This is a genomic window from Actinokineospora sp. HUAS TT18 (assembly GCF_051364635.1).
Lineage (GTDB): Bacteria > Actinomycetota > Actinomycetes > Mycobacteriales > Pseudonocardiaceae > Actinokineospora.
In genome coordinates, this window is the sequence record NZ_CP195645.1 from 6131915 (window position 1) to 6156707 (window position 24793).

Below are 24793 nucleotides of genomic sequence, written 5' to 3' on the forward strand. Positions count from 1 at the left end.
TCTTACAGTCGGGGCATGGCCTGGAGCATTCGCATCCCCGTGCGCTCGTATGAACTCGACACCCTCGGGCACCTCAACCACGCCGTGTACCACCAGTACGGCGAGGTCGCCCGGGTCGAGGCGTTCGCCGCGGCCGGGGCGCGGTGGGACGCGCTCATCGCGGCGGGGACGGCGCCGGTGCTGCTGTCGTCGACCATCCACTTCCGCCGGGAGGTGCGGGCGGGGGAGCAGGTCGACGTGGGGTGCGTGGTCAAGTTCGGCACCGGCAAGACGTTCAACGTCGACTCGCTGATCACCAAGCTCGACGGCACGGTGTCCGCCGAGATCACCTGCGTGGTGGGCGTGATGGACCTGAAGGCGCGCAAGCTCGTCGCCGATCCGAGGGCGGCGCTGGAGTCGTTCGGGTTCGACGCGGCCGTGCTCGGCGGGTGAGTTGGGGGCGCCGGAGCGCCCCCAACCCGGCTACGCCATGACTTCGCCGACCTCGTGTTCCACCACGATCTCGGTCGCCGCGCGCCGCAGCAGCTCGCCGGCCAGCGCGGGGGACTGCAGGTCGTCGGGGCCGTAGACCGGCACGTCGAGCCCGGCCTGGGCTTCGCGGACCGCCAGCGGCGACACGGTCAGCAGGCCGCTGACCGCGAGCACCGGGTGGTTGGCCGCGCGCAGGCGCTGCACGCCGTAGAGCGCGCCGGACGAGTCGGCGGCGGCGAACAGCACGCCGTCGGTGATGCGGCGCATCTCCGGGCGGTCGAGCAGCTGCGCGGTCTCCGGCTGCAGCAGGCCGTCGGCGATCTCGAGCACGATCGCGTCGACGCCGCGGGCCATCAGGTGGCCGTGGAGCAGCAGCGAGCTGGCCACGAGCCGCTCCATCGGGATGCGGAACGTGGTGGCCATGCCCGCGTCGGTGAAGTCCAGGGCGGCGACGGCACCGGAGTCGCGGAACAGCCACGGGTCGCCGCCCGCGGCGGTGCCGGTGACCTTGGCGGCGCCGACGCGCAAGCCGGAACGCGACAAACCGTGCACCAATGAGGCGACCGTCGTCGTTTTGCCGGAATTCATCGAAGTGCCGACGACGATGAAAGTCGGCGGCTTGCGCAGCGCGGTCAGCGGCGGCGCGCCGAGACCCAGATCGGACACATTGAGCACCCGGCCCGCGGCGTCGGCGACGAGGCCGAGCGGGCGGACCTTCGTCGGCGCGCTGACCGCGGCGTTCCGGCTGCGGACCTTGCCCAGCACGCCACCCGCGGCGACCAGGTCACACGCACCCAGGTCGTCGGGCAGTTCGGCCTCGAAGTGATCGGGCGCGTAGCGGGCGCCGTAGGCCACGAGGATCTCGTCGCCCACGTAGAGCCGCGCCTTGCGGCCGTCGGTCAGTTCAAGCACCTGGTGGTAACCCAGCTTGGTGACCTCGGCAATCACGAGATCACCATGATTCGGCTGGTGATCGCTGTGATGGACGAGGGTCAGCGGCGCGTCGCGATCGAGATTTCGCACCGAGTAGGCCGCCTTCAGGCGGTCGACACGGGCGGGATCAAGGGGAGCGAACATGGCGATTCCTCGTCGATAGCGTGGAGTGCGCCCGCTCGAGAGCCGAACGGACGTTATTGCGCGGCAGCGTAAGGCCTAGGCCGAGCGCAAGGGAATCCCGCACTACATCTCGATTGGGGAAACACTCCTGTGACCGGGACGACATCCCAGCTCAACGAGAATCTTCCACCCGAACGGGTGGTGTACGTACACAGAAAACGGGGCGGCGGCCGGGGATTCCCCGCGACCACCGCCCCGTGCTCAAGGGTGGATCACACGTCGTAGTACATGCCGAACTCGTAGGGGTGCGGGCGCAGGCGCAGCGGGTCGATCTCGTGCTCGCGCTTGAACGCGATCCAGGTCTCGATCACATCCGGGGTGAACACGCCGCCTTCGAGCAGGTAGTCGTGGTCGGCCTCGAGGGCGTCGAGCACCTGGTCGAGCGAGGCCGGGACCTGCTGGACCTGCTTGGCCTCCTCGGGGGGAAGCTCGTAGAGGTCCTTGTCGATCGGGGCCGGGGGCTCGATCTTGTTCTTCACGCCGTCCAGGCCCGCCATCACCATGGCCGCGAACGCCAGGTAGGGGTTGCCGGAGGAGTCGGGGCAGCGGAACTCGACGCGCTTGGCCTTGGCGTTGTTGCCCGTGATCGGGATGCGGACACACGCCGAGCGGTTGCGCTGCGAGTAGACCAGGCTGACCGGCGCCTCGTAGCCCGGGACCAGGCGGTGGTAGGAGTTCACCGTCGGGTTGGTGAAGGCCAGCAGCGACGGGGCGTGCGCGAGCAGGCCGCCGATGTAGTGGCGGGCGGTGTCGGACAGGCCCGCGTAGCCGGACTCGTCGTGGAACAGCGGCTCGCCGTCCTTCCACAGCGACTGGTGGCAGTGCATGCCCGAGCCGTTGTCACCGAAGAGGGGCTTCGGCATGAAGGTGGCCGACTTGTCCGCGGCCCACGCGGTGTTCTTGATCAGGTACTTGAACAGCTGCAGGTCGTCCGCCGCGTGCAGCAGCGTGTTGAACCGGTAGTTGATCTCGGTCTGGCCGCCGGTGCCGACCTCGTGGTGCGCGCGCTCCACGGTGAAGCCGGACGCCTGCATGTTGAGGACCATCTGGTCGCGCAGGTCGGCGAAGTGGTCGACCGGGGGCACCGGGAAGTAGCCGCCCTTGAAGCGGGTCTTGTAGCCCTTGTTGTTGCCGCCCTCTTCGGCGCCGGTGTTCCACCAGCCCTCGACCGAGTCGATCTCGTGGAACGAGCCGTTCTCGGTGTAGTCGAAGCGGATCGAGTCGAAGATGTAGAACTCGGCCTCGGGACCGAAGAAGCAGGTGTCGGCGATGCCCGACTCGGCGATGTACTGCTCCGCCTTGCGCGCGATGTTGCGCGGGTCGCGGGAGTACGCCTCCTTGGTGAACGGGTCGTGCACGAAGAAGTTGATGATCAGCGTCTTCTCGGTGCGGAACGGGTCGAGGCGCGCGGTGTACGGGTCGGGCAGCAGGAGCATGTCCGACTCGTGGATCGACTGGAAGCCGCGCACGGACGAGCCGTCGAAGGCCAGCCCCTCGGTGAAGGCGTCCTCGTCGAACGCCGCGGCCGGGACGGTGAAGTGCTGCATGACGCCCGGCAGATCGCAGAACCGGACATCGACGAACTTCACGTCTTCATCTGCGATGAAGCGCAGGACCTCGTCGGGAGAGTTGAACACGCTCGTTGACTCCTTCGTCTACTCCGCCGGCTCCGAACCGGCTAAACACCGCGCGAGCGGGCAGCCGTGTCTGCCGGCGATCACGGCCGCAGCGCCGTGCCCGCTCTGCGTGATGACGCTAAGAGGATGGTGTTGCCCGACCGTCACCCCGATGTTTCGCCAGTGTTAACGACGGCCTATTTCGCCTCGAAGGATGCCACCAGCGGGCACGGATGGCACTTCGTCCTACGCTGGTGGGGTGAGCAGATGGACTGGTTCGTGGTTGTCCGGCCCCGGCGCGGCGATCGAGGCGATGGACGGCCCGGCACGCTACCGCGGCGAGCGTCTCGGGCTGCCCGAGAGTGGGCCTGGGTCGGTGGCATCGCCCGGCCTGCGGTTCGCGGGCTTCCTGATCGACTTGGTGCTCGCCTCGCTGGTCACGTCGCTTTTCCGGCGCCCGGACTTCGGCGACCCGGCGTCGATGAACACCTACAACCTGATCGCCGTCGGCGTCTGGTTCGTGATCACCGCGGTGGGCATCTCGCTGGCCGGGTTCACCGTGGGCAAGGCCCTGCTGGGCATGCGCGTGGTGCGGATGGACGGCGCGGCGCTGGTGGGGCCGCTGCGCGGGATCCCGCGCACGCTGCTGACGGGTGTGATCCTGCCCGCAGCGATCAACGACAAGAACGGCCGCGGGCTGCACGACCGGCTGCTCGGCACAGTCGTGTTGCGCACCCGTTAGGCGTCGGCTTCGGCCAGGTGGATCGCGTCGGCGACCTTGGTGAAGCCGACGTTGGCGTAGACGCGCTCGGCGCCGTCGTCGCCCGGGGTGAGCCAGGTGAGGGTCGCCCCGGCGGCCTGCGCGGCCTTGACGGCGTGTGCGGTGGCGAGCGTGGCCAGCCCCTTGCGCCGGTGCTCGGCCGCGGTGGCGATCCCGACGATCTCGGTGACCCCCTCGGCGACCTGCGTCCACGACGCGATCGCGACGGCTTGGCCGTGGAGCCACGCGACCACGGAGCCGCCGTCCTCAGCCGGTCCGGGCTCGCTGCCGGGACCTGGCTCACCGGGCGCCCCGAACGCGTGGTGCGCGACGGCGCCGCCCGCCGCCTGGTCCGCCGCGGTGGCGACCACCGCGACCTCGACGCCGTCGGGCGGTGCGGGGAGGGTGACGGTGGCGGGGTCCACGACCATGAGCGGGACCCGCGCGGTGACCTTGAGGCCCGCGGCTTCGAGCAGCTCAGCGGCCCCCGGGCACGCCTGCTCGACCAGCTCGAACCGGAGCGCCCCGGGCGGGAACGCGGCGCGGAGGACGTCGAGGCTGTCCCCGAGGTCGGTGACGGGCTCACCGGGCTGGGTGGCGACGGCGTAGGACATCATCGGATGGCCGCCTTCGGTGAGCAGGCCGGTGAACGGGCCCGCCGGGACGACCTTCTTGGACCTCGACAGCCCGGTCAACTGTCCTTGCGCGATACGCGCGGCTAGAACGTCAGACACCCGCGGACCGTAGCCCGCGGGTGTCTGGGAGCGCTGCTGAATATCGAGGCTAGCGTCGGCGGATCGTGCGCTGGACGCTGCGCATCTTGGCGCCGGGGGGCATCGGGCCCTTGGGGAGGGCCGCGCCGCGGGCGGCGATGGCGGCCAGGCGCTTCTCGATGGTGTCGATGTCGGCCGGGCGGAGGTTGTTGGGCAGCTTCATCAGGTGCTTCTGCAGGCCGCGCAGCGGGACCTGGCCCTCTTCGTTGCCGACGATGACGTCGTAGATCGGGGTCTCGCCGACGATGCGGGCGATGCGCTTCTTCTCCTGGCCGAGCAGGGTCTTCACCCGGTGCGGGGCGCCCTCGGCCACCAGGATCACGCCAGGGCGGCCGATCACCCGGTGCACGGCGTCGAGCTGTGTCGTGCCCGCGACGGTGGGCGTCACGCGCCAGCGGCCGCGCAGGTTCTCCAGGGCCCACGCCGCCGCGCCGGGCTGGCCGTCGGCCTTGGAGTAGACGTTCTTCTGCACGCGCCTGCCGAAGATGATCACGGCGACGAGCAGGCCGAGTGCGATGCCCACCGGCAGGACGAACCACTCGATGCCGATCAGCCAGCCGATGCCGAACACGACGCCGGTCACCACCAGCAGGGCGCCGACCATCCACGGGATGAGTCCCTTGTCTTCCTTGCGCTGCATGTTGAACGCCTGGAAGAGCTGCCCGCGCTTCGCCTTCGAGGCCGCCTTGCGTGCCTTCTTGGCTTCCTTGGCGGCCGCCTTGTCCTGCTTGTCAGCCATAACCACCAGGATACGGTGCCGGGTCCCACGACCGTCGGGCGCGCTCTGTCAAGATGGTCGGCATGGCCGGCGCACATGATCCGCTCGCGGGGCTGGACCCCGAACAGCTCGCCGCGGTCACCGCGCCACGCGGACCGGTCTGCGTGCTGGCGGGCGCGGGCACCGGCAAGACGCGCACGATCGTCAGCCGCATCGGCAACCTCATCCACGCCGGTCACGTCAGCGCGAGCCAGGTCTTGGCCGTCACGTTCACCGCGCGGGCCGCGGGGGAGATGCGCACCCGGCTGCGCGCGCTCGACATCCACGGCGCGCAGGCCCGCACGTTCCACGCCGCCGCGCTGCGCCAGCTGCGGTACTTCTGGCCGCGGGTCGTCGGCGGCGAGCAGTGGGAGCTGCTCGACGGCAAGCTGCGGCTCGTCGGCCAGGCCGCCCACCGGCTGGGTCTGGGCACCGAGCGGGAGAACCTGCGCGACCTGGCCAGTGAGATCGAGTGGGCGAAGGCGTCGCTGATCGGCCCAGAGGACTATCCGGCCGCCGCGGGCCGCGCCCACCGCGAGACCCCGGCGCCCGCCGAGCAGATCGCGAAGGTCTACGCGGGCTATGAGGAACTGAAGAACCGCGCCCAGCAGCTCGACTTCGACGACCTGCTGCTGCACACCGCCGCCGCGCTGGAGGAGCACTCCGCGGTCGCCGACGAGTTCCGCGACCGCTACCGGTGCTTCGTCGTAGACGAGTACCAGGACGTCACCCCGCTGCAGCAGCGCGTGCTCGACGCGTGGCTCGGCAAGCGCGACGACCTGACCGTGGTCGGCGACGCCAACCAGACCATCTACTCCTTCGCGGGCGCCTCCCCGCGCCCGCTGCTCGACTTCACCCGTCGCTTCCCCGAGGCCACCGTCGTGCGCCTCGAACGCGACTACCGGTCGACGCCGCAGGTGGTGTCCCTGGCCAACCGGGTCATCGCGGGCGCCCGCGACCGGCCCGCCGGGTCGCGGCTGCGGCTGATCGGGCAGCGGCCGACCGGCCCGGAGCCGAAGTTCGTCGAGTTCGACGACGAGCCCGCCGAGGCCGCCGCCGTCGCCGCGCGGATCAAGGACCTGGTCGACGCCGGGGTGCCGCTGAGCGAGATCGCGGTGCTGTTCCGGATCAACGCCCAGTCCGAGGCCTACGAGCAGGCGCTGACCCAGCTCGACATCCCTTATCTGGTGCGCGGCGGCGAGCGGTTCTTCGCCAGGCAGGAGGTGCGCCAGGCGATGGCGACCCTGCGCACGGCCGCCGTCCAGGCCCCGGAGGGTGAGCTGCCGGAGCTGGTGCGCGCGCTGCTCGGCCCGCTCGGCCTGACCGCCGAACCCCCGTCCGGCGGCTCGGCGCGTGAGCGCTGGGAGTCGTTGTTAGCGCTGGTGGAGCTGGCCGAGGAACTGGTCGCCACGACAGCCGACGCCGACCTGCCCCGCTACGTGCACGAGTTGGACCTGCGGATGCAGGCCCAGCACCCGCCGACGGTCGAGGGCGTCACCCTGGCCTCGCTGCACGCGGCGAAGGGCCTTGAGTGGGACGCGGTGTTCCTGGTCGGCCTGGTCGACGGGACGCTGCCCATCCAGCACGCAGACGGCAACGACGCCGCGATCGAAGAGGAGCGCAGGCTCCTCTATGTCGGCGTGACGCGCGCGCGGGTGCACCTGTCGCTGTCGTGGTCGCTGGCCAGGGCCGAGGGCGGCAAGCGGTACCGGCGCCGCAGCCGGTTCCTCTACGGCCTGATCCCCGACAACCACCCGGCCGCGCGGGTGAGCGCGGCGCGGCGCGGCGAGCAGCGGCCGATGGCGGTCATCCGGCACTGCCGGGTGTGCGGGGACGAGCTCGCCGGGACGATGGCGTTCAAGCTCGGTCGGTGCGAGACGTGCCCGGCCGATCTCGACGAGGGTCTGCTCGACCGGCTGCGCGAGTGGCGCCAGGAGCGGTCCAAGGCGCTGAAGGTGCCCGCGTACGTGATTTTCACCGACGCGACTTTGCTGGCCATCGCCGAACAGCGTCCGGCGGATCGGGCCGCGCTCGTGGCGATCTCCGGCATCGGGGCCGCCAAGCTGGACAGATACGGCTCAGAGGTGCTGTCCTTGGTGTCCGGGGGCACCCGGTAGAGGGATATGTGACCGCAGTCACACGAAGTTCTGGAAAATCGGTTGCGAGGGCACCCGCAACCTCAATAACCTGCAATGGCGGGGCACGAAGTGCCCCGAGAATTCTCGCCCACGACAGCATGAGGGAGGTGGACCCGATGGTGATCTTCAAGACGAACCAGACCCCGGGCTACCTGCTGTCCTGGGGCACTCCCATGTCCATCACCGGCTGCACCGCGGCCACCCGAGTGCAGCGCGAGCGTATCGCCGGATTCACGTCGGCCCACGCCCGCACCCTCGATGTCGATGTTCCGACCAATCCGTCCGCACCCTCGGGCTGGATAACTTGACGCCACGTCAAGTAACTCCAGGCTCCCGAGGCCGCGGACTCCGATACCGGAATCCGCGGCCTTTTTGTTTGCCACAAACACGATGAACAAGATCGAATCTAGGAGATTCCACACCATGTCAACCGCCACCGTTCCGCTCGACGGCGGAGCATTCGACCTTCTGGGACCGCCCGGGTCCGGCGTGAGCGAGCTGCTCGACGCGGCTCCTTCCGCGGGCCTGGACCTTCCTTGCCGATCCGCGGTGAACCCCGACCTGTGGTTCGCCGACACCCCGAACGAGCTCGAGCGCGCCAAGGTCCTCTGCGGCGACTGCCCGGTTCGCGCGGCCTGCCTCGCCTCCGCACTCGCCCGCCACGAGCCGTGGGGCGTCTGGGGTGGGGAGATCTTCGAGCGCGGCGTCGTCATCGCGCGCAAGCGGCCCCGCGGCCGCCCGCGCAAGGAGGACGTCGCACGTGAGGCAGCCGAGCGCGCTGCCCAGGCCCGGGATGAGGTTGCCGCATGAACGCCCAGCTCAACGACCCCATGTACACCTTCAAGCCGGAAGGCCCCACGCAAATGTTGATCTATGAAAATCTCGCGCGTTCTCGAACGCGGGAGGCGGAACAGGTCGCGCAAGCGCACCGCCTGGTCCGCCGGCTCCACACCGCCAAGCGATGGGAGCAGGTCGCCAAGTGGGCGACCAGGCGCGCCGACCGCGCCTCCGCCTGCCTCTGACCGAACCGACACAGGGATGCCCGTCACCGCACCGCGGTGGCGGGCATCCCGCCGTTCACCAGGAAACACAAGGGAAACACGAGGGTCACCGGATGGCAGTGCCCGCTCGTTAGTTTTTGTCGTCCCTGTTCGCGAGGGCCTTTGGGGCTGACGTGGCACAGAACATCTCCGCAGGACGGCGCCGACGGCGCGTCGAGGTCGGCCGGACCGGCGCCCGGTTCGGTCCGGCCGGTGCGTGGCGGGGCGAGCTGGACCCGGTCGAGGTCGACCCGGTCTTCCAGGCCCCGGACGAGAGTTCGCCGATCGGCCGGACCGGCGCGCGCTTCGGCGGCGTTCTCGCCCAGCCGGAGGAAGAGCACCACGAGCCCGCTCCGCTGCCGCCGCCGCGGGTGGAAGCCGAACCCGAGCTGGACGAGTGGGCGCGCAGGCCCGAGTCGCACGCGCTGGTCCGGCCCTACGCGTGGACCGGCGGGCGGACCAGGTCGGCGACCCCGCTGGCGATCGAGGCGCTGGTGCGGGCCACCGGGCGGCCGTCGAGCTGGGAGCACCGGTCGCTGGCCGAGCTCTGCGTGTCGCCGCGGTCGGTCGCCGAGGTGGCGGCGCTGCTGGCGCTGCCGCTGGGGGTGGCGCGGGTGCTGATCAGCGACCTGGCGGAACAGGGTGTGTTGGAAGTCGACCGGGCCGTCGGCGCGGCGCCCGACCTGGCGATGCTCAACCGCGTGCTGGTGGGCTTGCGCAGCCTTTAGGGTCGAGCGCTATGGCGCACACGCACGATGGAATCGATTGGCACAGCAGGCTCGGCCCCATGCGGCGCACCGACCTGATCGAGGCGGAGGTCAACTCCTGGGTCGCCGACCGGCTGGTCGACGCGCTGCCCGATGGCGCGACGATCGTCGACGTCGGCTCCGGTTCCGGCGGGATGAGCGCGGCGTTCGCCACGGCGCTGAGTGTGCGCGGCGGCGGCCGGATCGTGCTGGTCGACGCCGTGCCCGAACTGCAGGAGGCGGCGCGGTCGGCGGTGGTCGAGGCGGTGGGGGACAAGGTCGAGCTGGTCACGGTGCTGGCCGACGCGGCGGACCCTGAGCTGGCGTCCCTGGTCCCGGCGGCAGACCTGATCTGGGCGTCGCGGGTGATGCACCACCTGCCGGACGAACGCGCGGGGGTCGAGGCGCTGACCCGGATGCTCGCGCCGGGCGGCTGGCTCGCGCTGGCCGAGGGCGGGCTGACGACGCGCTGCCTGCCGTGGGACGTCGGTGTCGGCGAACCCGGCCTGCAGGACCGCCTCGTCACCGCTCAACTCGCCTGGTACGCGGCGATGCGCGGCGGCATCGAGGGCGCCGTCCGGATGCCCTACGGCTGGAACCGGCTGCTGAGCGAGCTCGGGCTCAGCGAGGTGAACTCGTTCAGCTACCTGCTCGACATCCCGGCGCCTGCCCCGCAGCCGGTGCGCGAGTCGGTCGCCGACTGGCTCGGGTGGATGGCCCACGCGGGTGAGGGCCGGGTGTCGGCCGCCGACGCCGAGGCGCTCGTGCGTCTGTGCGATCCGACGGGGCCGGACTATGTCGGCGCGCGGGACGATGTGTTCCTGCTCAGCGCCACCACGGTCCACCTCGGTCGGCGTACCGTCGCGGCATGAGCGAGCCTGCGAGCGAATCATTGTCACAGTGCCTTCGCGAGTGGAGCCGCCGAACTTGTGAGGCGGCCGAATGAGTGACGAGCCGACCTGCTCGATCTGCGGTCGCTCCCGGGCGGGGGCGACCGCGGTCGAGGCGCTGGCCTGGGTCACCGACACCGACGAGCGCGGCACCCGCTGGCTGTGCCCGACATGCGCGCGGACGCACGTGCGCGACATCGAGGGCAAGCTGCCCGCCGAGTACTGGTGATCAGGCGTCGGCGAACCCGGGCTGCCAGCGCGAGATGATCTCGCGCATCCCGACCTCGGCGTCGAGCTGGCACAGGATGCCGGTGGCGCCGGCGGTGACGCGCTGGATCAGCAGGTACTGCGGCGGCAGGTTGAGCGAGCGGCCGGTCTTGAAGTCCTGGCCGCGCAGGTCGCCGACGCGTTCGGCCTGCTTCTGCATCCACCGGCGGCTGAAATGGAACTTCTCCACGGCCGCGGGCTCGGCGAACGGCGCGAGGTAGGCGAGCACGTCCTCGGCCTCGACCTTCATGCCCGGCCGGACGAAGCCGTCGTCGCGCATGAGCCGCAGGAGCTCGTCGGAGCGGCCGTCGATGGACAGCCTGGTCATCTGGCCCAGCGGGCGGGGCAGGCCGTCGGGCAGCCGGGCGACGGCGCCGAAGTCGATCACGCCGAGGCGGCCCTCTGGGGTGATCATGAAGTTGCCGGGGTGCGGGTCGGAGTGCAGCAGACCGGCCCGCGCCGGTGAGGAGAAGTGGAACTCCGAGAGCAGCCTGCCCGCGTGGTCGCGCTCGGCCTTCGTGCCCGCGCGGATGATCGCCGCGAGCGGGGTGCCGTCGATCCACTCGGTGACGGTGACCTTGGGCGCGCTGGCGATGACCCGGGGGACGTGCACCTTCTCGTCGTCGAGGAAGGCTTTGGCGAAGGCGCGCTGGTTGTCGGCCTCGGCGCGGTAGTCGAGTTCCTCGGTCATCCGGTCGGACAGCTCGCGCAGCAGCGGCTTGACCTCCAGGCCGGGCACGAACGGCTGGAACAGCCTGCTGAACCGCTGGAGCTGGCGCAGGTCGGACAGCAGGGCCTCGTCGGCGCCCGGGTACTGGACCTTGACCGCGACCGTGCGGCCGTCGTGCCAGACGGCCTTGTGGACCTGCCCGATGCTGGCCGCCGCGGCCGGGGTGTCGTCGAACTCGGTGAACCGGGTCGCCCAGCTGCGCCCGAGTTGCAGGGCGAGCTGGCGGTGCATGGCCTGGGTGGTCATGGGGGGCGCGGCGGACTGGAGCTTGGTGAGTGCCTCGCGGTAGGGCTCGGCCAGCTCGTCCGGCACGGCCGCCTCGAACACCGAGAGCGCCTGCCCGAACTTCATCGCGCCGCCCTTGAGCTGCCCGAGCACCGCGAAGACCTGCTCGGCCGTGCGCGCGGACAACTCGGCGCTGACCTCGTCGGCGTTCTGCCCGGCCAGTCGTTTCCCCCAGCCGCCGACAGCCCGCCCGGCCACCCCCAGAGGGATGCTGGCCAGCCGTGCTGTGCGCGCGACGGTCTTGCGTGGCATCTCGGTCACGTCACGATTGTCCCTTGCCCCGCTCCCGATGCGCAGCCGATTGCGGTATGTGCACCGCCACTCGCATGGCGGGGAACTTCGGCACCCCTCACCCGTCCGGGGGTGTCCGGACGCAGCCGCACGCCGGGTGGGGTGTCCAGGGGCGGTGGCGCAGGACGGCGGCGGTCGGGTCGAGTTCGAGGGTGCGGTTCCAGGTCGGCGGCCGGATGTGCGGCCGGGTTCGCCAGGCCAGTGCCGTCAGCGCCTGCGCGGCGGCCAGGGCGGCGGTGGCGTGGACGGCGGACAGGTCGGCGAGCTGCGGCCTGCCGACCAGTTGCGCGGCGATGCCCGGCCAGCACGGGTCGCGGTCGGCGCGATGGTGGTCTACGCAGGTCAGGCAGGCTGTGACGCCCGGGATGACGAGGGGGCCGACCAGGCCGACGCCGTCGCGCACGCGGATCGGGAGGTGGGGGAGGCCGCGGCCCTCGATCGCCGCTGGGTCGGGGACCAACGCGTCGGTGAGCAGGACGAGGTCGGGCCTGCGCCGGGTGAAGCGGGCGGTGTTGACCGTGTCGTGCACCCGGCGGAGAGCCGCGTGGATGGCGGCGTCGCGGGGCAGGCCGATGTCGTCCGGGGTCAGGCCCGCGCCCACATCGTCCGCGGTGACCAAGCCCTGTGTGTTCACCCGCAGATGACCGACGCCCGCGGTCGCCAGCAGGAGGGCCACGGCGATGGCGAGGCGGCCGTCGCCGCGGACTTCGACGGCGGCGGACGCGCGGTCGTGGGGATCGCCCGCGGCGGGACGGGCGGCGGCCGCGGTGGCGTCGGCGGCCAGCCGGCGGGGGAGAGGGTCGCGCGGGGCGGCGGCGTCGTCGAGCAGGCCGCGGTCGGCGAGGACGTGCAAGAGTGCGTCGAGCGGGGCGCGGTGGGCGGGGCCGACGCGGTCGCGCAGCTCGGCGACGGTGCGGCCGCCGGTGAGCCCGGTGGCGAGGTCGGCGACCGGGGCGGGCAGCCCCGTGACCACGGTCGCGCGGCCCGGGTCGAGCCCGAACTGGACCTCGCCGGGGCGGCGGCGCAGCGGCACGACGCCAGGCCGCAGCCGGGGGCGGACGGTGTCGATCTCGGGGGTCATGGGGGAACTGTGCCCGATTGCGCCGAATGGTGGAGTTGTTTGTCCACAGGGGAAAACGTCACACCCGGCTGGTCCTCCCGGGATGTCGGTGCGGCGGATTACGGTGGTGCCCGTGGCCGAACCCCGTGTCGAGGTGCGCCGGAGCAAGCGTCGAACCCGCACCGTCACCGCCTACCGCGAAGGTGACACGTTGATCGTGCAGATCCCCGCCCGCCTCTCCAAGAAGGAGGAGGCCCACTGGGTGGCGGAGATGCAGCGCAGGCTCCTGCGCAGCGAGACCCGCAGGCGCTCGCCCGCCCGCACCTCCGACGCCGCGCTGCTCGAGCGGTGCGGCGAGCTCTCCGAGCTGTACTTCGACGGCCGGTGCGAACCGGCGAGCGTGCGCTGGGTGCCGCCGATGCGCACCAGATGGGCGTCCTGCACGCCGGTCGACCGCACGATCCGGGTCAGCGAGCGGCTGCGTGAGGTGCCCGCGTGGGTGCTCGACTACGTGCTCGTGCACGAGTTGGCGCACCTGTTGGAGGCCGACCACGGACCGGAGTTCTGGGAGCTGGTCCGCGCGTACCCGAAGACCGACCGCGCGATCGGTTTCCTGGAGGGCATGTCCGCCGCCGCCGGCTGGGGCATCGCCTCAGCCGACTAGGCCGGGGGACTACTCCGAGTCGTCTTCCAGCTTCGCGATGGCCTCGTCGACCTCGGACTTGCGGCCGAGGCGGTCGGCGAACTCCATCGGGTCGTCCAGGTCGTCGGCCGTCGGCATCAGGTCGGGGTGGCCCCAGAGGCCGTCCCTGACGTCCATGCCGTGCTGGTCGGTGACCAGCCGCCACAGCGCCGCGGCGGCGCGGAGCTTGCGCGGGCGCAGCTCCAGGCCGACCAGCGTGGCGAAGGTCTGCTCAGCCGGGCCGCCGGACGCGCGGCGCCTGCGGAGGGTCTCGCGGAGGGCGTCGGCGCCGGGGAGGCGCTCGGCCACCGCGTCGCCGACCACCACGTCGACCCAGCCCTCGACCAGGGCGAGCAGCGTCTCCAGGCGGTTCAGCGCGGACTTCTGCTCCGGGGTGGCCTGCGGCTCCAACATGCCCGACTGCATGGCCTTCTCGATCGACTCCGGGTTGGCCGGGTCGACCTGGGAGGCCAGCTCCTGCAGGGCGGCGGTGTCGACCTTGATCCCGTTGGCGAACTCCTCGACCGCGCCGAGCAGCCCCTGGCGCAGCCACGGGACGTGGGCGAACAGCCGCTGGTGGGCGGCCTCACGCGCGGCGAGGAAGACCATGACCTCGCTGGCGGGCCGCTCCAGGCCCTTGGTGAACTCCTCGACGTTGGCGGGCACCAGCGCCGCGGTGTGCGCCGGGCCGAGGGGCAGGCCGATGTCGGTGGAGGTGAGCACCTCGGAGGCCAGCTGCGCCAAGGCGTTGCCCAGCTGCGAGCCGAACGCCATGCCGCCCATCTGGCCGACCATGGCCAGCAGCGGACCGGCCTGCTGGCGCGCCTCGTCGGGCAGCGCGTCGACCCAGGCGCCGGACATGCGGCGGGCCACCGGGTCGCACAGGCGCTGCCACGTCGGCAGGGTGTGCTCCACCCATTCGCGGGTGGTCCACGCCCTGGTCACCGTCGCGCCCGCGGGGAACGTGGTGGCCGGGTCGAGCCACATCTCGGCCAGGTGCACCGCGTCCTCGACGGCCGTCGACGGCTCGCCCGCGGTGAAACCGACGTGGCCGCCGAGCTTCTGCACCGCGATCTGCTTGGCCAGGTCGTAGTTGACCGGGCCGGTCGACGAGCCGGTCTGGCTGAGCATCGCGCCGAGCTGGCTGAGCATCTGGCCGAGCTGGCCGAACGCGTCGAACGGGTTCTCCTGGCCGCCGCCCGGCTTGTCCGGGTCGTTCTTCTTGTCCCGGTCGTCGGGGTCCGGCATTCCGAAGCCGAAGGGCAGATCGCTCATGTGTCTACGGTACGCGGATAGGCCGTCCGTGTGATGTCAGGTGATCCGCCCTGGGTGAACGCACGTACCCTGTCGCTTCGTGAGCACGTCACCGGACGCCCCCGCCGCCCCGCCGCACGTTCCCGCCTGGCAGCTGACCCGCCGCGGGTGGACTGTGCTGATCAGTTCGCTGCTGGTCACGGCCCTGTTGGTGATCGGGCTGTTCGTGCCGGTGCCCTATGTCTCGCTCGGGCCGGGCCCGACCTACGACACGCTCGGCACGGTCGAGGACACGCCGATCATCAAGATCGACGGCGCCGAGACCTACCCGACCAGCGGCCAGTTGCGCATGACCACGGTGTCGGTCAAGGACGACGTGAGCATGTTCGAGGCGGTCGCGCTGTGGGTGAGCGGCCGCTACGCCCTCGCCCCGCGCGAGGAGTACTTCCGTCCCGGCGTGACCGAGGAGGAGGTCGAGGAGCAGAACTCCAAGCTCTTCCAGGACTCCCAGACCAACGCCGAGATCGCCGCGCTGCGCCACCTCAAGTACCCGGTCAAGGTCATCGCCCAGCGCATCACCTCCGGCGCTCCCGCCGACAAGGTGCTGGCGCCGGGGGACCAGCTGCTGGAGGTCAACGGCAGGAAGGTCACCAACGCCGAGGACGTGCGCGCCGCGCTCGCGGGCACCGCGCCCGGTCAGACGATCCCGCTGACGTTCAAGCGGGAGGGTGCCGAGAAGACGGGCACGATCACCCTGGGCAAGGCCACCGACTTCGGCGCGGACGAGCGGCCGGAGGGCTTCATGGGCCTGGAGTCGGCCGAGCGTCCGGACGTTCCGTTCAAGACCACGATCAGCCTGGCCGACGTCGGCGGCCCCTCGGCGGGCCTGATGTTCGCGCTGGCGATCATCGACCGGCTGACCCCCGGCGACATCGGCGGCGGCGAGACCATCGCGGGCACGGGCGAGATCACGCCGCAGGGCGAGGTCGACCCGATCGGGGGAATCCAGTTCAAGATGGTGTCGGCGAGCGAGGCCGGGGCGACGACGTTCCTGGTCCCCGCCGACAACTGCGCCGAGGCGAAGGAGAACGCCCCGGACGGGTTGCGGCTGGTCAAGGTGGAGACCCTGGACGGCGCGGTGCGGGCGCTGGAGGACCTGAAGGCCAACCGGGACGCCCCGGCCTGCTGAACCCGCTCAGTCGCGCAGGGTGTCGAGCAGGGCCGAGGTCAGGTTCGGCGCCAGCTCCGGGTGCTCGATGATCTCGTCGGTCTGCCCGTCCGCGCTGCGGATGCGCATCACGCACGCCACCGTCCCATCCCGCAGCGCCGCCGCCACCAGCCGGGCCTCACGGGCCTGCGGGTGCGAGGCGGCGATGCGTCCGAGCGGGTCGACGTCGTCGGACGGCAAGTCGGCCTCCGCCTCCGGCGGGAGCATGACGATTTCCTGAGCCAGCGCACACCCGTGCACGGCTTCCGGCCACATGATCCCGGCCAGTGCGACCCCCAGGTCGTCGTCGGTCAGCCCCTCCTGGGCGATCGGCGTCAGTACCGATTCCGGGTCGACCTGACCGACCAGGTCGGGCTGTTCACGCAGCAGATGCGCCGTCGGGACCAGGGCGAACAGCTGCGGCGGCTGGTCCCAGCCACCCGCGGCGACGAAGTCCTCGACCTCGCGCGTGATGGCGGACAGGGCGGCGGGTGCGGGGGTGCTCACGGCCTCATCGTCGCATCCCGTTCACCCGATCCGGCACGCACCGCCGACGTATCCACGCAATTCGGGCACCTTCACGGGAACCTGAGACCGCCCTAATAGAGTTGAACAATCAGGACGGGCCTCGTCGTCTGTCCACAAGTTCTCAGCAAGCGACTCTGGAGCGTGCCCAGTGGCCACTCGGCCCCCGATCGGCCTGCCGAAGCTGTCCCGCCGAAGCCGGATACTGCTCATCATCGCCGGGATCTTCCTCGGCCTGCTGCTGGTCGGGTCCCGGCTGCTCAGCACCTATGTCAACTGGCTGTGGTTCGGTGAGGTCGGGTTCCGCTCGGTGTTCACCACCGTCCTCTGGACCCGCATCGGCCTCTTCTTCGCGGTAGGCGCCTTCGTCGGCGGCCTGCTGGCGCTGAGCCTCTGGATCGCCTACCGGTCGCGGCCGGTGTTCGTCCCGGTGTCCAGCGCCGACGACCCGCTGGCCCGCTACCGCTCGACCATCGTGCAGCGGGTGCGGCTGTTCGGCATCGGCATCCCGCTGGTCATCGGCCTGATCGCGGGCTCGGCGGCGCAGAACGACTGGCAGCTGGTCCAGCTGATGTTCAACGCCACCGACTTCGGCGTCACCGACCCGCAGTTCAACATCGACCTCGGCTTCTACGCCTTCCAGCTGCCGTTCATCACCTGGCTCATCAGCTGGCTGTTCGTCGCGGTCGCCATCGCCTTCTTCGGCGCGCTGATCACCCACTACATCTTCGGCGGCATCCGCCTGGCCGGGAAGGGCGGCCAGCTCGCCGCGCCCGCCCGCATGCAGCTGTCGATCATCGCGGGCGTGTTCGTGCTCATCTACGCGGTCGACTACTTCTTCGAGCGCTACGAGCTGCTGTTCTCCACCCGCAACACGCTGTTCAGCGGCGCCACCTACACCGACCTCAACGCGGTGCTGCCCGCCAAGCTCATCCTGATGTTCATCGCGGCCTTCTGCGCCGTGGCGTTCTTCGCGGGCGCGTTCCTGCGCAACCTGCAGCTGCCCGCCATCGCCACCGCGCTGCTGATCCTGTCGGGCCTGCTCGTCGGCGTCGGCTGGCCCGCGATCATCCAGCAGTTCTCGGTCCGCCCGAACGAGAACGCGAAGGAGGCGACGTCGATCCAGCGCAACATCGACGCCACCCGCGCGGCGTACGGGGTGAGTGCCGACAAGGTCACGATCCAGGACTATCCAGGCCGCACTGACGCCACCGGCGCGGCCATCCGGGCCGATCCGAGCAGCACCAACACGCTGTCCAACGTCCGGCTCCTCGACCCGAACATCCTGGCGCCGACGTTCACCCAGCGCGAGGGCCGCGAGAACTTCTACGGCTTCCCCGAGAAGCTCGACATCGACCGCTACACCATCGACGGCAAGACCCAGGACTACATCGTCGCCGCGCGCGAGATCAAGACGACCGGGCTCACCGAGACCCAGGGCGGCTGGATCAACCGGCACATGGTGTTCACCCACGGCAACGGCTTCGTCGCCGCGCCCGCGAACACGGTGAACTCGGCGCTGCAGGACTCCAGCGACCAGGGCGGCTTCCCGATCTTCAAGGTCAGCGACCTGGCCACGCCCGGCCCGATCAAGGTCGCCCAGCCGCGCATCTACTACGGCGAACTCGCCACCGACTACGCCATCGTCGGCGGCAAGAACGGCGACAAGCCGATGGAGTACGACACCTCGTCGAGCACGGTGTCCTACGAGGGCCGCGGCGGCGTGCCGATCGACAACGTGTTCAACAAGCTCGTCTTCACGCTGCACCACGCCGAGCGCAACATCCTGTTCTCGTCGCAGATCGGCGAGGGCGCGAAGATCATGTACAACCGCAACCCGCGTGACCGGGTCAGCCAGGTAGCCCCGTGGCTCACCCTCGACGGCGACCCGTACCCGGCTGTGGTCAACGGCAAGATCCTGTGGATCGTCGACGGCTACACCACGCTGGAGAACTACCCGTACGCCCAGCGCACCGCCCTCGGCGACGCCACCACCGACTCCCTCGGCGGCGTCGTGCGCCAGGAGAACCGGACGATCAGCTACATCCGCAACTCCGTCAAGGCCACAGTGGACGCCTACGACGGATCGGTGTCGCTGTACTCGATCGACGACCAGGACCCGGTGCTGAAGGCCTGGCAGAACGTGTTCCCGGGGACGGTGAAGGCCAAGTCGGAGATCCCCGCGGGCCTCAGCGAGCACTTCCGCTACCCGGAGGACCTGTTCAAGGTCCAGCGTGAGCTGCTGTCGAAGTACCACGTCTCCGACGCGGGCGAGTTCTTCTCGCAGAAGACGTTCTGGAACGTCCCCGCCGACCCGACCGAGGACGGCGGCTCCAACACCACGGGCAACGGCGCGAACCAGCCGCCGTACTACGTGCTGGCGCAAGCGCCAGGGCAGACCAAGGCGACCTTCCAGATCACCAGCGCCCTGACCCTGCTGAACCGCGCGTTCCTGGCGTCGTGGGTGTCGGTCTCGTCCGACCCGCAGGACTACGGGAAGATCCGAATCCTGCGCCTGCCGACCTCGGGCAGCGTGCAGATCGACGGCCCGGGCCAGGTGCAGAACCGATTCCTGACGACACCGGAAGTCGCTGAGAACCGAACACTGATCCAGAACCCGACCGTCAACGTCAGATTCGGCAACCTGCTGACCCTTCCGGTCGCCGACGGATTGCTGTTCGTCGAACCGATCTACATCCAGCGCAAGGACGCCAACGCGTTCCCGCAGCTGGCCCGAGTGCTCGTGTCGTTCGGCAACAAGGTCGGCTTCGCCCCCACCATCGACGAGGCCCTCAACGAGGTCTTCGGCGCCGGAACCGGCGACACCGCCACCAAACCCGGCGAGAACGGCAACCCGCCGACCTCGACGACCAACCCGACCACGACGACACAACCGCCACCGAGCAACAACGGCGGCGGCAACACCACCCCGGAGATGGACCAGGCGGTCCAAGCCCTCAACGCCGCCATCGCCCACCTGCGGGAAGCCCAGAGGTCCGGAGACTTCACCGAACAGGGCAAGGCCCTCGCCGAACTCGACGCCGCCGCGAAGAAGTACGACGAAGCGAAAGCCAAGGCAGGCCAACCCTCCAGCAACCCGTCAACCCCGGGCGCATCCCCGTCCCCGACCCCACCGCCCACCGGCGGCGGGTGACCCCAGTCACCTAACCGCCACCCGATTTGCACCTGCACGTAGCCCCCGCGTAGGGTTGTACTTACCGACGCGGGGTGGAGCAGCTCGGTAGCTCGCTGGGCTCATAACCCAGAGGTCGCAGGTTCAAATCCTGTCCCCGCTACAGAGTCTGGGGAGCCCCTACTCACAAGCCGTTGGCTTGTTCGTGGGGGCTCCTCCGCGTTTGTTCTGGGGGGCGACCCCCCCAGGCCCCCACGGTGCGAGCGGATGCGGAACCAGCCGTGCCCCAGGTCCGTACGCGAGTTGGCGGCGGTGAGAGATGGCCGCGGCGTGACGTCGGTAGGCGAGATGTCCGTGGCGAGATGACTGCAGCCAGATGCCCAACAGCGAGATGTCGGTGGTGCGATGCCGGTGGGCGAGTTGGGGAACTGGTCTCAAGGTGCACCCCGCGTCTGATCGCCCTGCTTCACCCGATGGTGCGGGCCCCAGCCGCCGTCCCAGGGTGCCGCCCCACGCCACCAGCCCTGAGGACGTACGGCGCAGCCCGTGCTCGCGTACCCATCCTCGCTGGTGGCCAGCGCTCACCGGCTCCCGTGCCGACGTCACTGCGTTGGCTGCGGGCGCGTTGGGGGACCCGGTGTAAATGGGTTTTGCGGGGTGTGTAGAGTTCTAATTACCGACGCGGGGTGGAGCAGCTCGGTAGCTCGCTGGGCTCATAACCCAGAGGTCGCAGGTTCAAATCCTGTCCCCGCTACAAAGGTATAGGGCCGGTCCGGTGGGACCGGCCCTTCGCCTTTTGTCCACGTTGGACTGTGTGGCATGATGCCGCGATCGCCTAGCCTTGGATACCTACCTAGGTAGGGAATTCGATAACGGGTTGCCGCATATTTCCCAGTATTGGGGACATCGAAACGTGATCTGCGGCACATTTGCGACAAGATGGTCGCAAGCCCCCGATTACAGGTGCGTTCTCTTGTTGCGCCGAATGGGTATTCGCGTTAACAGCCCGGCCACTCATTTGGGTGAGCGATCACTGGTCAGTCCTGTTGAGACTGTCGCCGCTTGGGCCGGACGGGGCCGCTGACTTGGGCTGTTCGGTCGCGTCCGATGGTGGAAGCGGATTTAGTTTAATGATCAGCCATTGTGGACTCAGCTACCAGGCCACTGTGGACAGCGGGGCGTTGGCGTGGGACCGTGGTGGGGTGTCTGAATTGAATGCAACCGCCGCTGCCCTTCTGGGTCTGCTGCACGAAGGTCCGCAGACCGGTGGCCAGCTCGTGTCCGCCGCCCGCGAACGCTTCGGCTCGTTTTTCAGTGTCACGCGCAGCCAGGTCTACCGGGAGCTGCCCGCGCTCGCCGACGGCGGTCTTGTCCGCCTTGGCAAGCAGGGTCCCCGGTCGAGCCAGCAGTACGTGATCACCGCCGCGGGCAAGAAGGCGTTCAAGGCGTGGCTGGGCGGTGAGCCCGGTCCCGATCACCTGCGCAGTCCGCTGATCCTGCGTCTGGTGCACGCCAGCACCCTCACCGCCAAGCAGCGGGTGGCGCTGATCGACTCGGCCAAGGTCGTCTACAACGGCGAGCACGAGTCGCTCAAGCTGGCCGCCAAGACCGCTGAGGACCCGTACGAGAAGGCGATCGCCGAGTTCGGGGTGGCGCGGGCGAAGGCCGTGCTCAAGCTGCTGGACTCCATCCCCAAGGCCTGACCGGCGCAGCGGCGGCGTTCGCGTCCGCGTAATCTTTCTCGACGTGAACCTGGACGTCGCCGCTGACCTGAAGGACCTCTCCGCCACGCTCGCCAGTGTCGAGGCGGTGATGGACCTCGACGGCCTGCGCGCGCAGATCGCCGACCTGGAGGAACAGGCCGCGCGACCGGACCTCTGGGACGACCCGGAGTCCGCGCAGAAGGTCACCAGCCAGCTCTCCCACCGGCAGTCCGAACTGCGCAAGGTGGAGGAACTGCGCTCCCGCCTCGACGACCTGCCCGTCATGTACGAGCTGGCCGAAGAGGAGGGCGGCGACGCCGACGCGACCGCGGAGGCCGACGCCGAGCGTGAGCGGCTGCGCGGCGACATCTCGTCCCTCGAGGTGCGCACGCTGCTGTCCGGTGAGTACGACGAGCGCGACGCCCTCATCACCATCCGGTCCGAGGCCGGTGGCGTCGACGCCGCCGACTTCGCCGAGATGCTGATGCGCATGTACCTGCGCTGGGCCGAGCGCCACGGCTACCCGACCGACGTCTACGACACGTCCTACGCCGAAGAGGCGGGCATCAAGTCGGCGACGTTCAAGGTCACCGCGCCCTACGCCTACGGCACGCTGAGCGTCGAGCAGGGCACCCACCGGCTCGTGCGCATCTCCCCGTTCGACAACCAGGGCCGCAGGCAGACCTCGTTCGCCGCGGTCGAGGTCGTGCCCCAGGTGGAGACGACCGACCACGTCGACATCGAGGAGAAGGACCTGCGCGTCGACGTGTACCGCGCGTCCGGCCCCGGTGGACAGGGCGTCAACACCACCGACTCCGCCGTCCGGTTGACCCACATCCCGACCGGCATCGTCGTGTCCTGCCAGAACGAGCGCTCGCAGCTGCAGAACAAGGCCTCCGCCATGGTCGTCCTGCAGGCCAAGCTGCTCGAACGCCGCAGGCAGGAGGATCAGGCCAAGATGGACGCCCTCAAGGATTCCTCCAGCGGGTCGTGGGGCAACCAGATGCGGTCCTATGTGCTGCACCCCTACCAGATGGTCAAGGACCTGCGGACCGAGTTCGAGGTCGGCAACCCGTCCGCGGTGCTCGACGGCGACATCGACGGTTTCCTCGAGGCCGGGATCCGCTGGCGCCGTACCCAGTAGTAGCGGTCCGCACACGCACCGTCACCTGCGGGAATCGTAACGCGAGGCGAAGCAACAGGTGGATAACAAGCGCGGGTAGACTCGCCCACCGTGATCCGCCTCGAACAGGTTTCCAAGGTCTACAAGACCTCCACGCGCCCCGCCCTGGAGAACGTGTCGGTCGAGATCGACAAGGGCGAGTTCGTCTTCCTCATCGGCCCGTCGGGGTCGGGGAAGTCGACGTTCCTGCGCCTGTTGCTGCGCGAGGAGGTCCCCAGCAAGGGCCGGGTCTACGTCGCCAACTTCGATGTCGCGCGGATGGCGCGGCGCCGGGTGCCGCGGCTGCGGCAGTCCATCGGCTGTGTGTTCCAGGACTTCCGGCTGCTGCAGAACAAGACGGTCGCGGAGAACGTGGCGTTCGCGCTGGAGGTCATCGGCAAGCCGCGGCACACCATCAAGAAGGTCGTGCCCGAGGTGCTGGAGCTCGTCGGCCTCGAGGGCAAGGCCGAGCGGATGCCGTCGGAGCTGTCCGGTGGTGAGCAGCAGCGCGTGGCGATCGCGCGCGCGTTCGTCAACCGGCCGCTGATGCTGCTCGCCGACGAGCCGACCGGAAACCTGGACCCGGACACGAGCCAGGACATCATGCTGCTGCTGGAGCGCATCAACCGCACCGGCACCACCGTCCTCATGGCCACGCACGACCACTCCATCGTGGACTCGATGCGCCGCCGCGTCGTCGAACTCGACCTCGGCCGCGTCCTGCGCGACGACGCCCGCGGCGTCTACGGCGTCGGTCGCTGAGCCACCTGCCCCCAACGACGAGGAACACCACCCCCGATGCGTGCCAGCTTCGTGTTCAGCGAGGTCCTCACCGGCCTTCGCCGGAATATCACGATGACCATCGCCATGATCATCACGACCGCCATCTCGCTGTTCCTGCTCGGCGGTGGTCTGCTGATCGTGCGGATGATCGACAACACCCAGGAGCTCTACCAGGACAAGGTCGAGGTCAGCGTCTACCTGACCAACGACGTGTCCGCGACCGACAAGGGCTGCGCGGCCGACCCGTGCAAGGGCCTGAGGTCGGCGCTGGAGGGCGACCCGGCCGTCGAGTCGGTCCAGTTCGAGAACCGTGAGCAGGCCTTCGAGCGCTTCAAGCGCATCTTCGAGGCCCAGCCGGAGCTGGTGAAGCTGGCCCGGCCGGAGGCGCTGCCCGCCTCGTTCCGGGTCAAGCTCAAGGACCCCGACCGCCCCGAGGTGATCACCCAGGCCTACAGCGGCCGCGCGGGCATCGACTCGATCGCCGACCAGAACGAGTTCCTCGAACGCTTCTTCAGCGCGCTCAACGGCGTGCGCACCGGTGTCTTCTTCGTCGCGGCGATCATGGCCATCGCGGCACTGCTGCTGATCTCGAACACCGTGCAGCTGTCGGCGTTCACGCGCAAGACCGAGGTCGGCATCATGCGGCTCGTCGGCGCGACCCGGTGGTACACGCAGCTGCCGTTCCTCTTGGAAGCGGTGGTGACCGGCCTGATCGGCGCGATCGTCGCGATCGGACTGCTTGTGGTCGGCAAGATGGCCTTCGCCGACGACGTGCTGCGCGACCCGATCGAGGCGGGCGTGGTCAGCTCGATCGGCGCGGCCGACATCGCTTTCGTGTCCCCGATCCTGATGCTGATCGCCATCGTGATCTCGGCCATCACCGGCTACGTCACCCTGCGCCTGTACGTGCGGACGTAATGGCGAGGGAACGCGGCCACAAGGTGATCGTGTCCAACCGCAAGGCCCGACACGACTACGCGATCGTGGACACCTACGAGGCGGGCATGGTCCTGCTGGGCACCGAGGTCAAGAGCCTGCGCGAGGGGCGGGCGTCGCTGGTCGACGCCTTCGCCACGGTCGACGACGGCGAGGTCTGGCTGCGGAACCTGCACATCCCGGAGTACACGCAGGGCACGTGGACCAACCACGAACCCCGGCGCACCCGGAAGCTGTTGCTGCACAAGGGCGAGATCCTTCGGCTCATCGGCAAGATCAAGGAGAGCGGCCTGTCGCTGGTGCCGCTGTCGATGTACTTCAAGGACGGCAAGGTCAAGGTCGAGCTGGCGCTGGCGAAGGGCAAGAAGTCCTACGACAAGCGCCAGGACCTCGCCAAGCGCGACGCCAACCGCGAGATGACCAAGGCGCTCGGCCGCGCGCTGAAAGGCCGCAACTAGCCTCCGACCT

The 24793-nt window shown here is 69.8% G+C and carries 25 protein-coding genes and 2 tRNA genes; 19 read left to right on the forward strand and 8 right to left on the reverse strand.

Features of this window, described 5'->3' with window-relative positions; all coding sequences use genetic code 11:
• The first annotated feature begins 15 nt into the window (after positions 1-15).
• Positions 16-432 (forward strand): acyl-CoA thioesterase, encoded by a 417-nt coding sequence (locus ACSHT8_RS28510; protein ID WP_436494139.1) that lies wholly within the window; start codon positions 16-18, stop codon positions 430-432.
• 30 nt (positions 433-462) lie between these two features.
• Here the strand turns inward: ACSHT8_RS28510 and ACSHT8_RS28515 are convergent, their stop codons facing one another.
• Together ACSHT8_RS28515 and glnA are read right to left on the reverse strand one after the other, a co-directional pair.
• Positions 463-1419 (reverse strand): DUF1611 domain-containing protein, encoded by a 957-nt coding sequence (locus ACSHT8_RS28515; RefSeq protein ID WP_436494141.1) that lies wholly within the window; start codon positions 1417-1419, stop codon positions 463-465.
• Between the two features lie 380 nt (positions 1420-1799).
• Complete coding sequence (gene glnA, locus ACSHT8_RS28520; protein ID WP_436494143.1) at positions 1800-3224, reverse strand: type I glutamate--ammonia ligase; 1425 nt, start codon at positions 3222-3224, stop codon at positions 1800-1802.
• 238 nt (positions 3225-3462) lie between these two features.
• On the opposite strand from glnA, the gene ACSHT8_RS28525 reads away from it, so the two are divergent.
• A complete protein-coding gene (locus tag ACSHT8_RS28525) occupies positions 3463-3945 on the forward strand; it encodes an RDD family protein (RefSeq protein ID WP_436494145.1) in 483 nt (160 codons plus the stop codon).
• Here ACSHT8_RS28525 and ACSHT8_RS28530 read toward each other — a convergent pair.
• Together ACSHT8_RS28530 and ACSHT8_RS28535 are read right to left on the reverse strand one after the other, a co-directional pair.
• Entirely contained in the window at positions 3942-4697 is a 756-nt protein-coding gene (locus ACSHT8_RS28530; protein ID WP_436494147.1) for a GNAT family N-acetyltransferase, read from the reverse strand. The genes ACSHT8_RS28525 and ACSHT8_RS28530 overlap by 4 nt on opposite strands.
• Positions 4698-4746: 49 nt before the next feature.
• Positions 4747-5475 carry a DUF4191 domain-containing protein gene (locus tag ACSHT8_RS28535; RefSeq protein ID WP_436494149.1) on the reverse strand — a complete coding sequence of 243 codons (729 nt, stop codon included), beginning with the start codon at positions 5473-5475 and terminating at the stop codon, positions 4747-4749.
• A gap of 62 nt (positions 5476-5537) precedes the next feature.
• On the opposite strand from ACSHT8_RS28535, the gene ACSHT8_RS28540 reads away from it, so the two are divergent.
• The 7 genes from ACSHT8_RS28540 to ACSHT8_RS28570 all read left to right on the forward strand — a co-directional run bounded on the left by ACSHT8_RS28540 (position 5538) and on the right by ACSHT8_RS28570 (position 10536).
• Positions 5538-7610 (forward strand): ATP-dependent DNA helicase UvrD2, encoded by a 2073-nt coding sequence (locus ACSHT8_RS28540; RefSeq protein ID WP_436494150.1) that lies wholly within the window; start codon positions 5538-5540, stop codon positions 7608-7610.
• 137 nt (positions 7611-7747) lie between these two features.
• Complete coding sequence (locus tag ACSHT8_RS28545) at positions 7748-7939, forward strand: hypothetical protein (RefSeq protein ID WP_436494152.1); 192 nt, start codon at positions 7748-7750, stop codon at positions 7937-7939.
• A 115-nt stretch (positions 7940-8054) separates the two neighbouring features.
• On the forward strand, positions 8055-8441 hold the full coding sequence (locus ACSHT8_RS28550; RefSeq protein ID WP_436494154.1) for a WhiB family transcriptional regulator: 387 nt from the start codon (positions 8055-8057) through the stop codon (positions 8439-8441).
• Complete coding sequence (locus tag ACSHT8_RS28555; protein ID WP_436494156.1) at positions 8438-8653, forward strand: hypothetical protein; 216 nt, start codon at positions 8438-8440, stop codon at positions 8651-8653. The genes ACSHT8_RS28550 and ACSHT8_RS28555 overlap by 4 nt, the downstream gene beginning before the upstream one ends.
• A 152-nt stretch (positions 8654-8805) precedes the next feature.
• On the forward strand, positions 8806-9399 hold the full coding sequence (locus ACSHT8_RS28560) for a DUF742 domain-containing protein (RefSeq protein ID WP_436494158.1): 594 nt from the start codon (positions 8806-8808) through the stop codon (positions 9397-9399).
• Positions 9400-9458: 59 nt separating this feature from the next.
• The gene (locus ACSHT8_RS28565) at positions 9459-10289 is read left to right on the forward strand and encodes a class I SAM-dependent methyltransferase (RefSeq protein WP_436494160.1); all 831 of its coding nucleotides are present in this window, start codon (positions 9459-9461) and stop codon (positions 10287-10289) included.
• A gap of 70 nt (positions 10290-10359) precedes the next feature.
• Positions 10360-10536, forward strand: coding sequence for a hypothetical protein (locus ACSHT8_RS28570; protein WP_436494162.1), 177 nt, complete (start codon positions 10360-10362; stop codon positions 10534-10536).
• Here the strand turns inward: ACSHT8_RS28570 and ACSHT8_RS28575 are convergent, their stop codons facing one another.
• The gene (locus tag ACSHT8_RS28575) at positions 10537-11841 is read right to left on the reverse strand and encodes an ABC1 kinase family protein (protein ID WP_436502212.1); all 1305 of its coding nucleotides are present in this window, start codon (positions 11839-11841) and stop codon (positions 10537-10539) included. It abuts the gene before it with no gap.
• A 97-nt stretch (positions 11842-11938) separates the two neighbouring features.
• On the reverse strand, positions 11939-12961 hold the full coding sequence (locus ACSHT8_RS28580) for a hypothetical protein (RefSeq protein WP_436494164.1): 1023 nt from the start codon (positions 12959-12961) through the stop codon (positions 11939-11941).
• Positions 12962-13043: 82 nt separating this feature from the next.
• Between ACSHT8_RS28580 and ACSHT8_RS28585 the strand changes: the two genes are divergently transcribed.
• Entirely contained in the window at positions 13044-13604 is a 561-nt protein-coding gene (locus ACSHT8_RS28585) for a M48 metallopeptidase family protein (RefSeq protein WP_436494166.1), read from the forward strand.
• A gap of 9 nt (positions 13605-13613) precedes the next feature.
• Here the strand turns inward: ACSHT8_RS28585 and ACSHT8_RS28590 are convergent, their stop codons facing one another.
• Complete coding sequence (locus tag ACSHT8_RS28590) at positions 13614-14897, reverse strand: zinc-dependent metalloprotease (protein ID WP_436494168.1); 1284 nt, start codon at positions 14895-14897, stop codon at positions 13614-13616.
• A gap of 79 nt (positions 14898-14976) precedes the next feature.
• On the opposite strand from ACSHT8_RS28590, the gene ACSHT8_RS28595 reads away from it, so the two are divergent.
• Positions 14977-16065 carry a YlbL family protein gene (locus tag ACSHT8_RS28595; RefSeq protein WP_436494169.1) on the forward strand — a complete coding sequence of 363 codons (1089 nt, stop codon included), beginning with the start codon at positions 14977-14979 and terminating at the stop codon, positions 16063-16065.
• Positions 16066-16071: 6 nt separating this feature from the next.
• Here ACSHT8_RS28595 and ACSHT8_RS28600 read toward each other — a convergent pair whose 3' ends face one another.
• Positions 16072-16590, reverse strand: a complete 519-nt coding sequence (locus ACSHT8_RS28600; protein WP_436494171.1) for a PPA1309 family protein — start codon at positions 16588-16590, stop codon at positions 16072-16074.
• A gap of 169 nt (positions 16591-16759) precedes the next feature.
• On the opposite strand from ACSHT8_RS28600, the gene ACSHT8_RS28605 reads away from it, so the two are divergent.
• From ACSHT8_RS28605 to smpB, 8 genes are all read left to right on the forward strand, one after another.
• A complete protein-coding gene (locus ACSHT8_RS28605) occupies positions 16760-19762 on the forward strand; it encodes a UPF0182 family protein (protein ID WP_436494173.1) in 3003 nt (1000 codons plus the stop codon).
• Between the two features lie 68 nt (positions 19763-19830).
• Positions 19831-19904: transfer RNA gene (locus tag ACSHT8_RS28610), tRNA-Met, on the forward strand.
• Positions 19905-20421: 517 nt separating this feature from the next.
• Positions 20422-20495, forward strand: a tRNA-Met gene (locus tag ACSHT8_RS28615).
• Between the two features lie 448 nt (positions 20496-20943).
• A complete protein-coding gene (locus tag ACSHT8_RS28620; RefSeq protein ID WP_436494175.1) occupies positions 20944-21444 on the forward strand; it encodes a PadR family transcriptional regulator in 501 nt (166 codons plus the stop codon).
• A gap of 43 nt (positions 21445-21487) precedes the next feature.
• Positions 21488-22588, forward strand: coding sequence for a peptide chain release factor 2 (prfB, locus tag ACSHT8_RS28625; protein ID WP_436494176.1), 1101 nt, complete (start codon positions 21488-21490; stop codon positions 22586-22588).
• A 90-nt stretch (positions 22589-22678) separates the two neighbouring features.
• A complete protein-coding gene (gene ftsE, locus ACSHT8_RS28630) occupies positions 22679-23368 on the forward strand; it encodes a cell division ATP-binding protein FtsE (RefSeq protein WP_054055101.1) in 690 nt (229 codons plus the stop codon).
• Positions 23369-23404: 36 nt separating this feature from the next.
• Positions 23405-24307: a permease-like cell division protein FtsX gene (ftsX, locus tag ACSHT8_RS28635; protein ID WP_436494177.1), complete on the forward strand. Its 903-nt coding sequence runs from the start codon at positions 23405-23407 to the stop codon at positions 24305-24307.
• Positions 24307-24783 (forward strand): SsrA-binding protein SmpB, encoded by a 477-nt coding sequence (smpB, locus tag ACSHT8_RS28640; protein WP_436494179.1) that lies wholly within the window; start codon positions 24307-24309, stop codon positions 24781-24783. Before ftsX ends, smpB begins: the two co-directional genes overlap by 1 nt.
• Positions 24784-24793 lie beyond the last annotated feature (10 nt).

Coding starts and splice junctions, on each gene's coding strand:
- ACSHT8_RS28550 (WP_436494154.1), top strand. CDS start 8,055: ATGTCAACCGCCACCGTTCCGCTCGACGGCGGAGCATTCGACCTTCTG.
- ACSHT8_RS28575 (WP_436502212.1), bottom strand. CDS start 11,841: ATGCCACGCAAGACCGTCGCGCGCACAGCACGGCTGGCCAGCATCCCT.
- ACSHT8_RS28590 (WP_436494168.1), bottom strand. CDS start 14,897: ATGAGCGATCTGCCCTTCGGCTTCGGAATGCCGGACCCCGACGACCGG.
- ACSHT8_RS28585 (WP_436494166.1), top strand. CDS start 13,044: ATGTCGGTGCGGCGGATTACGGTGGTGCCCGTGGCCGAACCCCGTGTC.
- ACSHT8_RS28570 (WP_436494162.1), top strand. CDS start 10,360: ATGAGTGACGAGCCGACCTGCTCGATCTGCGGTCGCTCCCGGGCGGGG.
- ACSHT8_RS28535 (WP_436494149.1), bottom strand. CDS start 5,475: ATGGCTGACAAGCAGGACAAGGCGGCCGCCAAGGAAGCCAAGAAGGCA.
- ACSHT8_RS28555 (WP_436494156.1), top strand. CDS start 8,438: ATGAACGCCCAGCTCAACGACCCCATGTACACCTTCAAGCCGGAAGGC.
- ACSHT8_RS28540 (WP_436494150.1), top strand. CDS start 5,538: ATGGCCGGCGCACATGATCCGCTCGCGGGGCTGGACCCCGAACAGCTC.
- ACSHT8_RS28545 (WP_436494152.1), top strand. CDS start 7,748: ATGGTGATCTTCAAGACGAACCAGACCCCGGGCTACCTGCTGTCCTGG.
- ACSHT8_RS28565 (WP_436494160.1), top strand. CDS start 9,459: ATGCGGCGCACCGACCTGATCGAGGCGGAGGTCAACTCCTGGGTCGCC.
- ftsX (WP_436494177.1), top strand. CDS start 23,405: ATGCGTGCCAGCTTCGTGTTCAGCGAGGTCCTCACCGGCCTTCGCCGG.
- smpB (WP_436494179.1), top strand. CDS start 24,307: ATGGCGAGGGAACGCGGCCACAAGGTGATCGTGTCCAACCGCAAGGCC.
- ACSHT8_RS28580 (WP_436494164.1), bottom strand. CDS start 12,961: ATGACCCCCGAGATCGACACCGTCCGCCCCCGGCTGCGGCCTGGCGTC.
- ACSHT8_RS28510 (WP_436494139.1), top strand. CDS start 16: ATGGCCTGGAGCATTCGCATCCCCGTGCGCTCGTATGAACTCGACACC.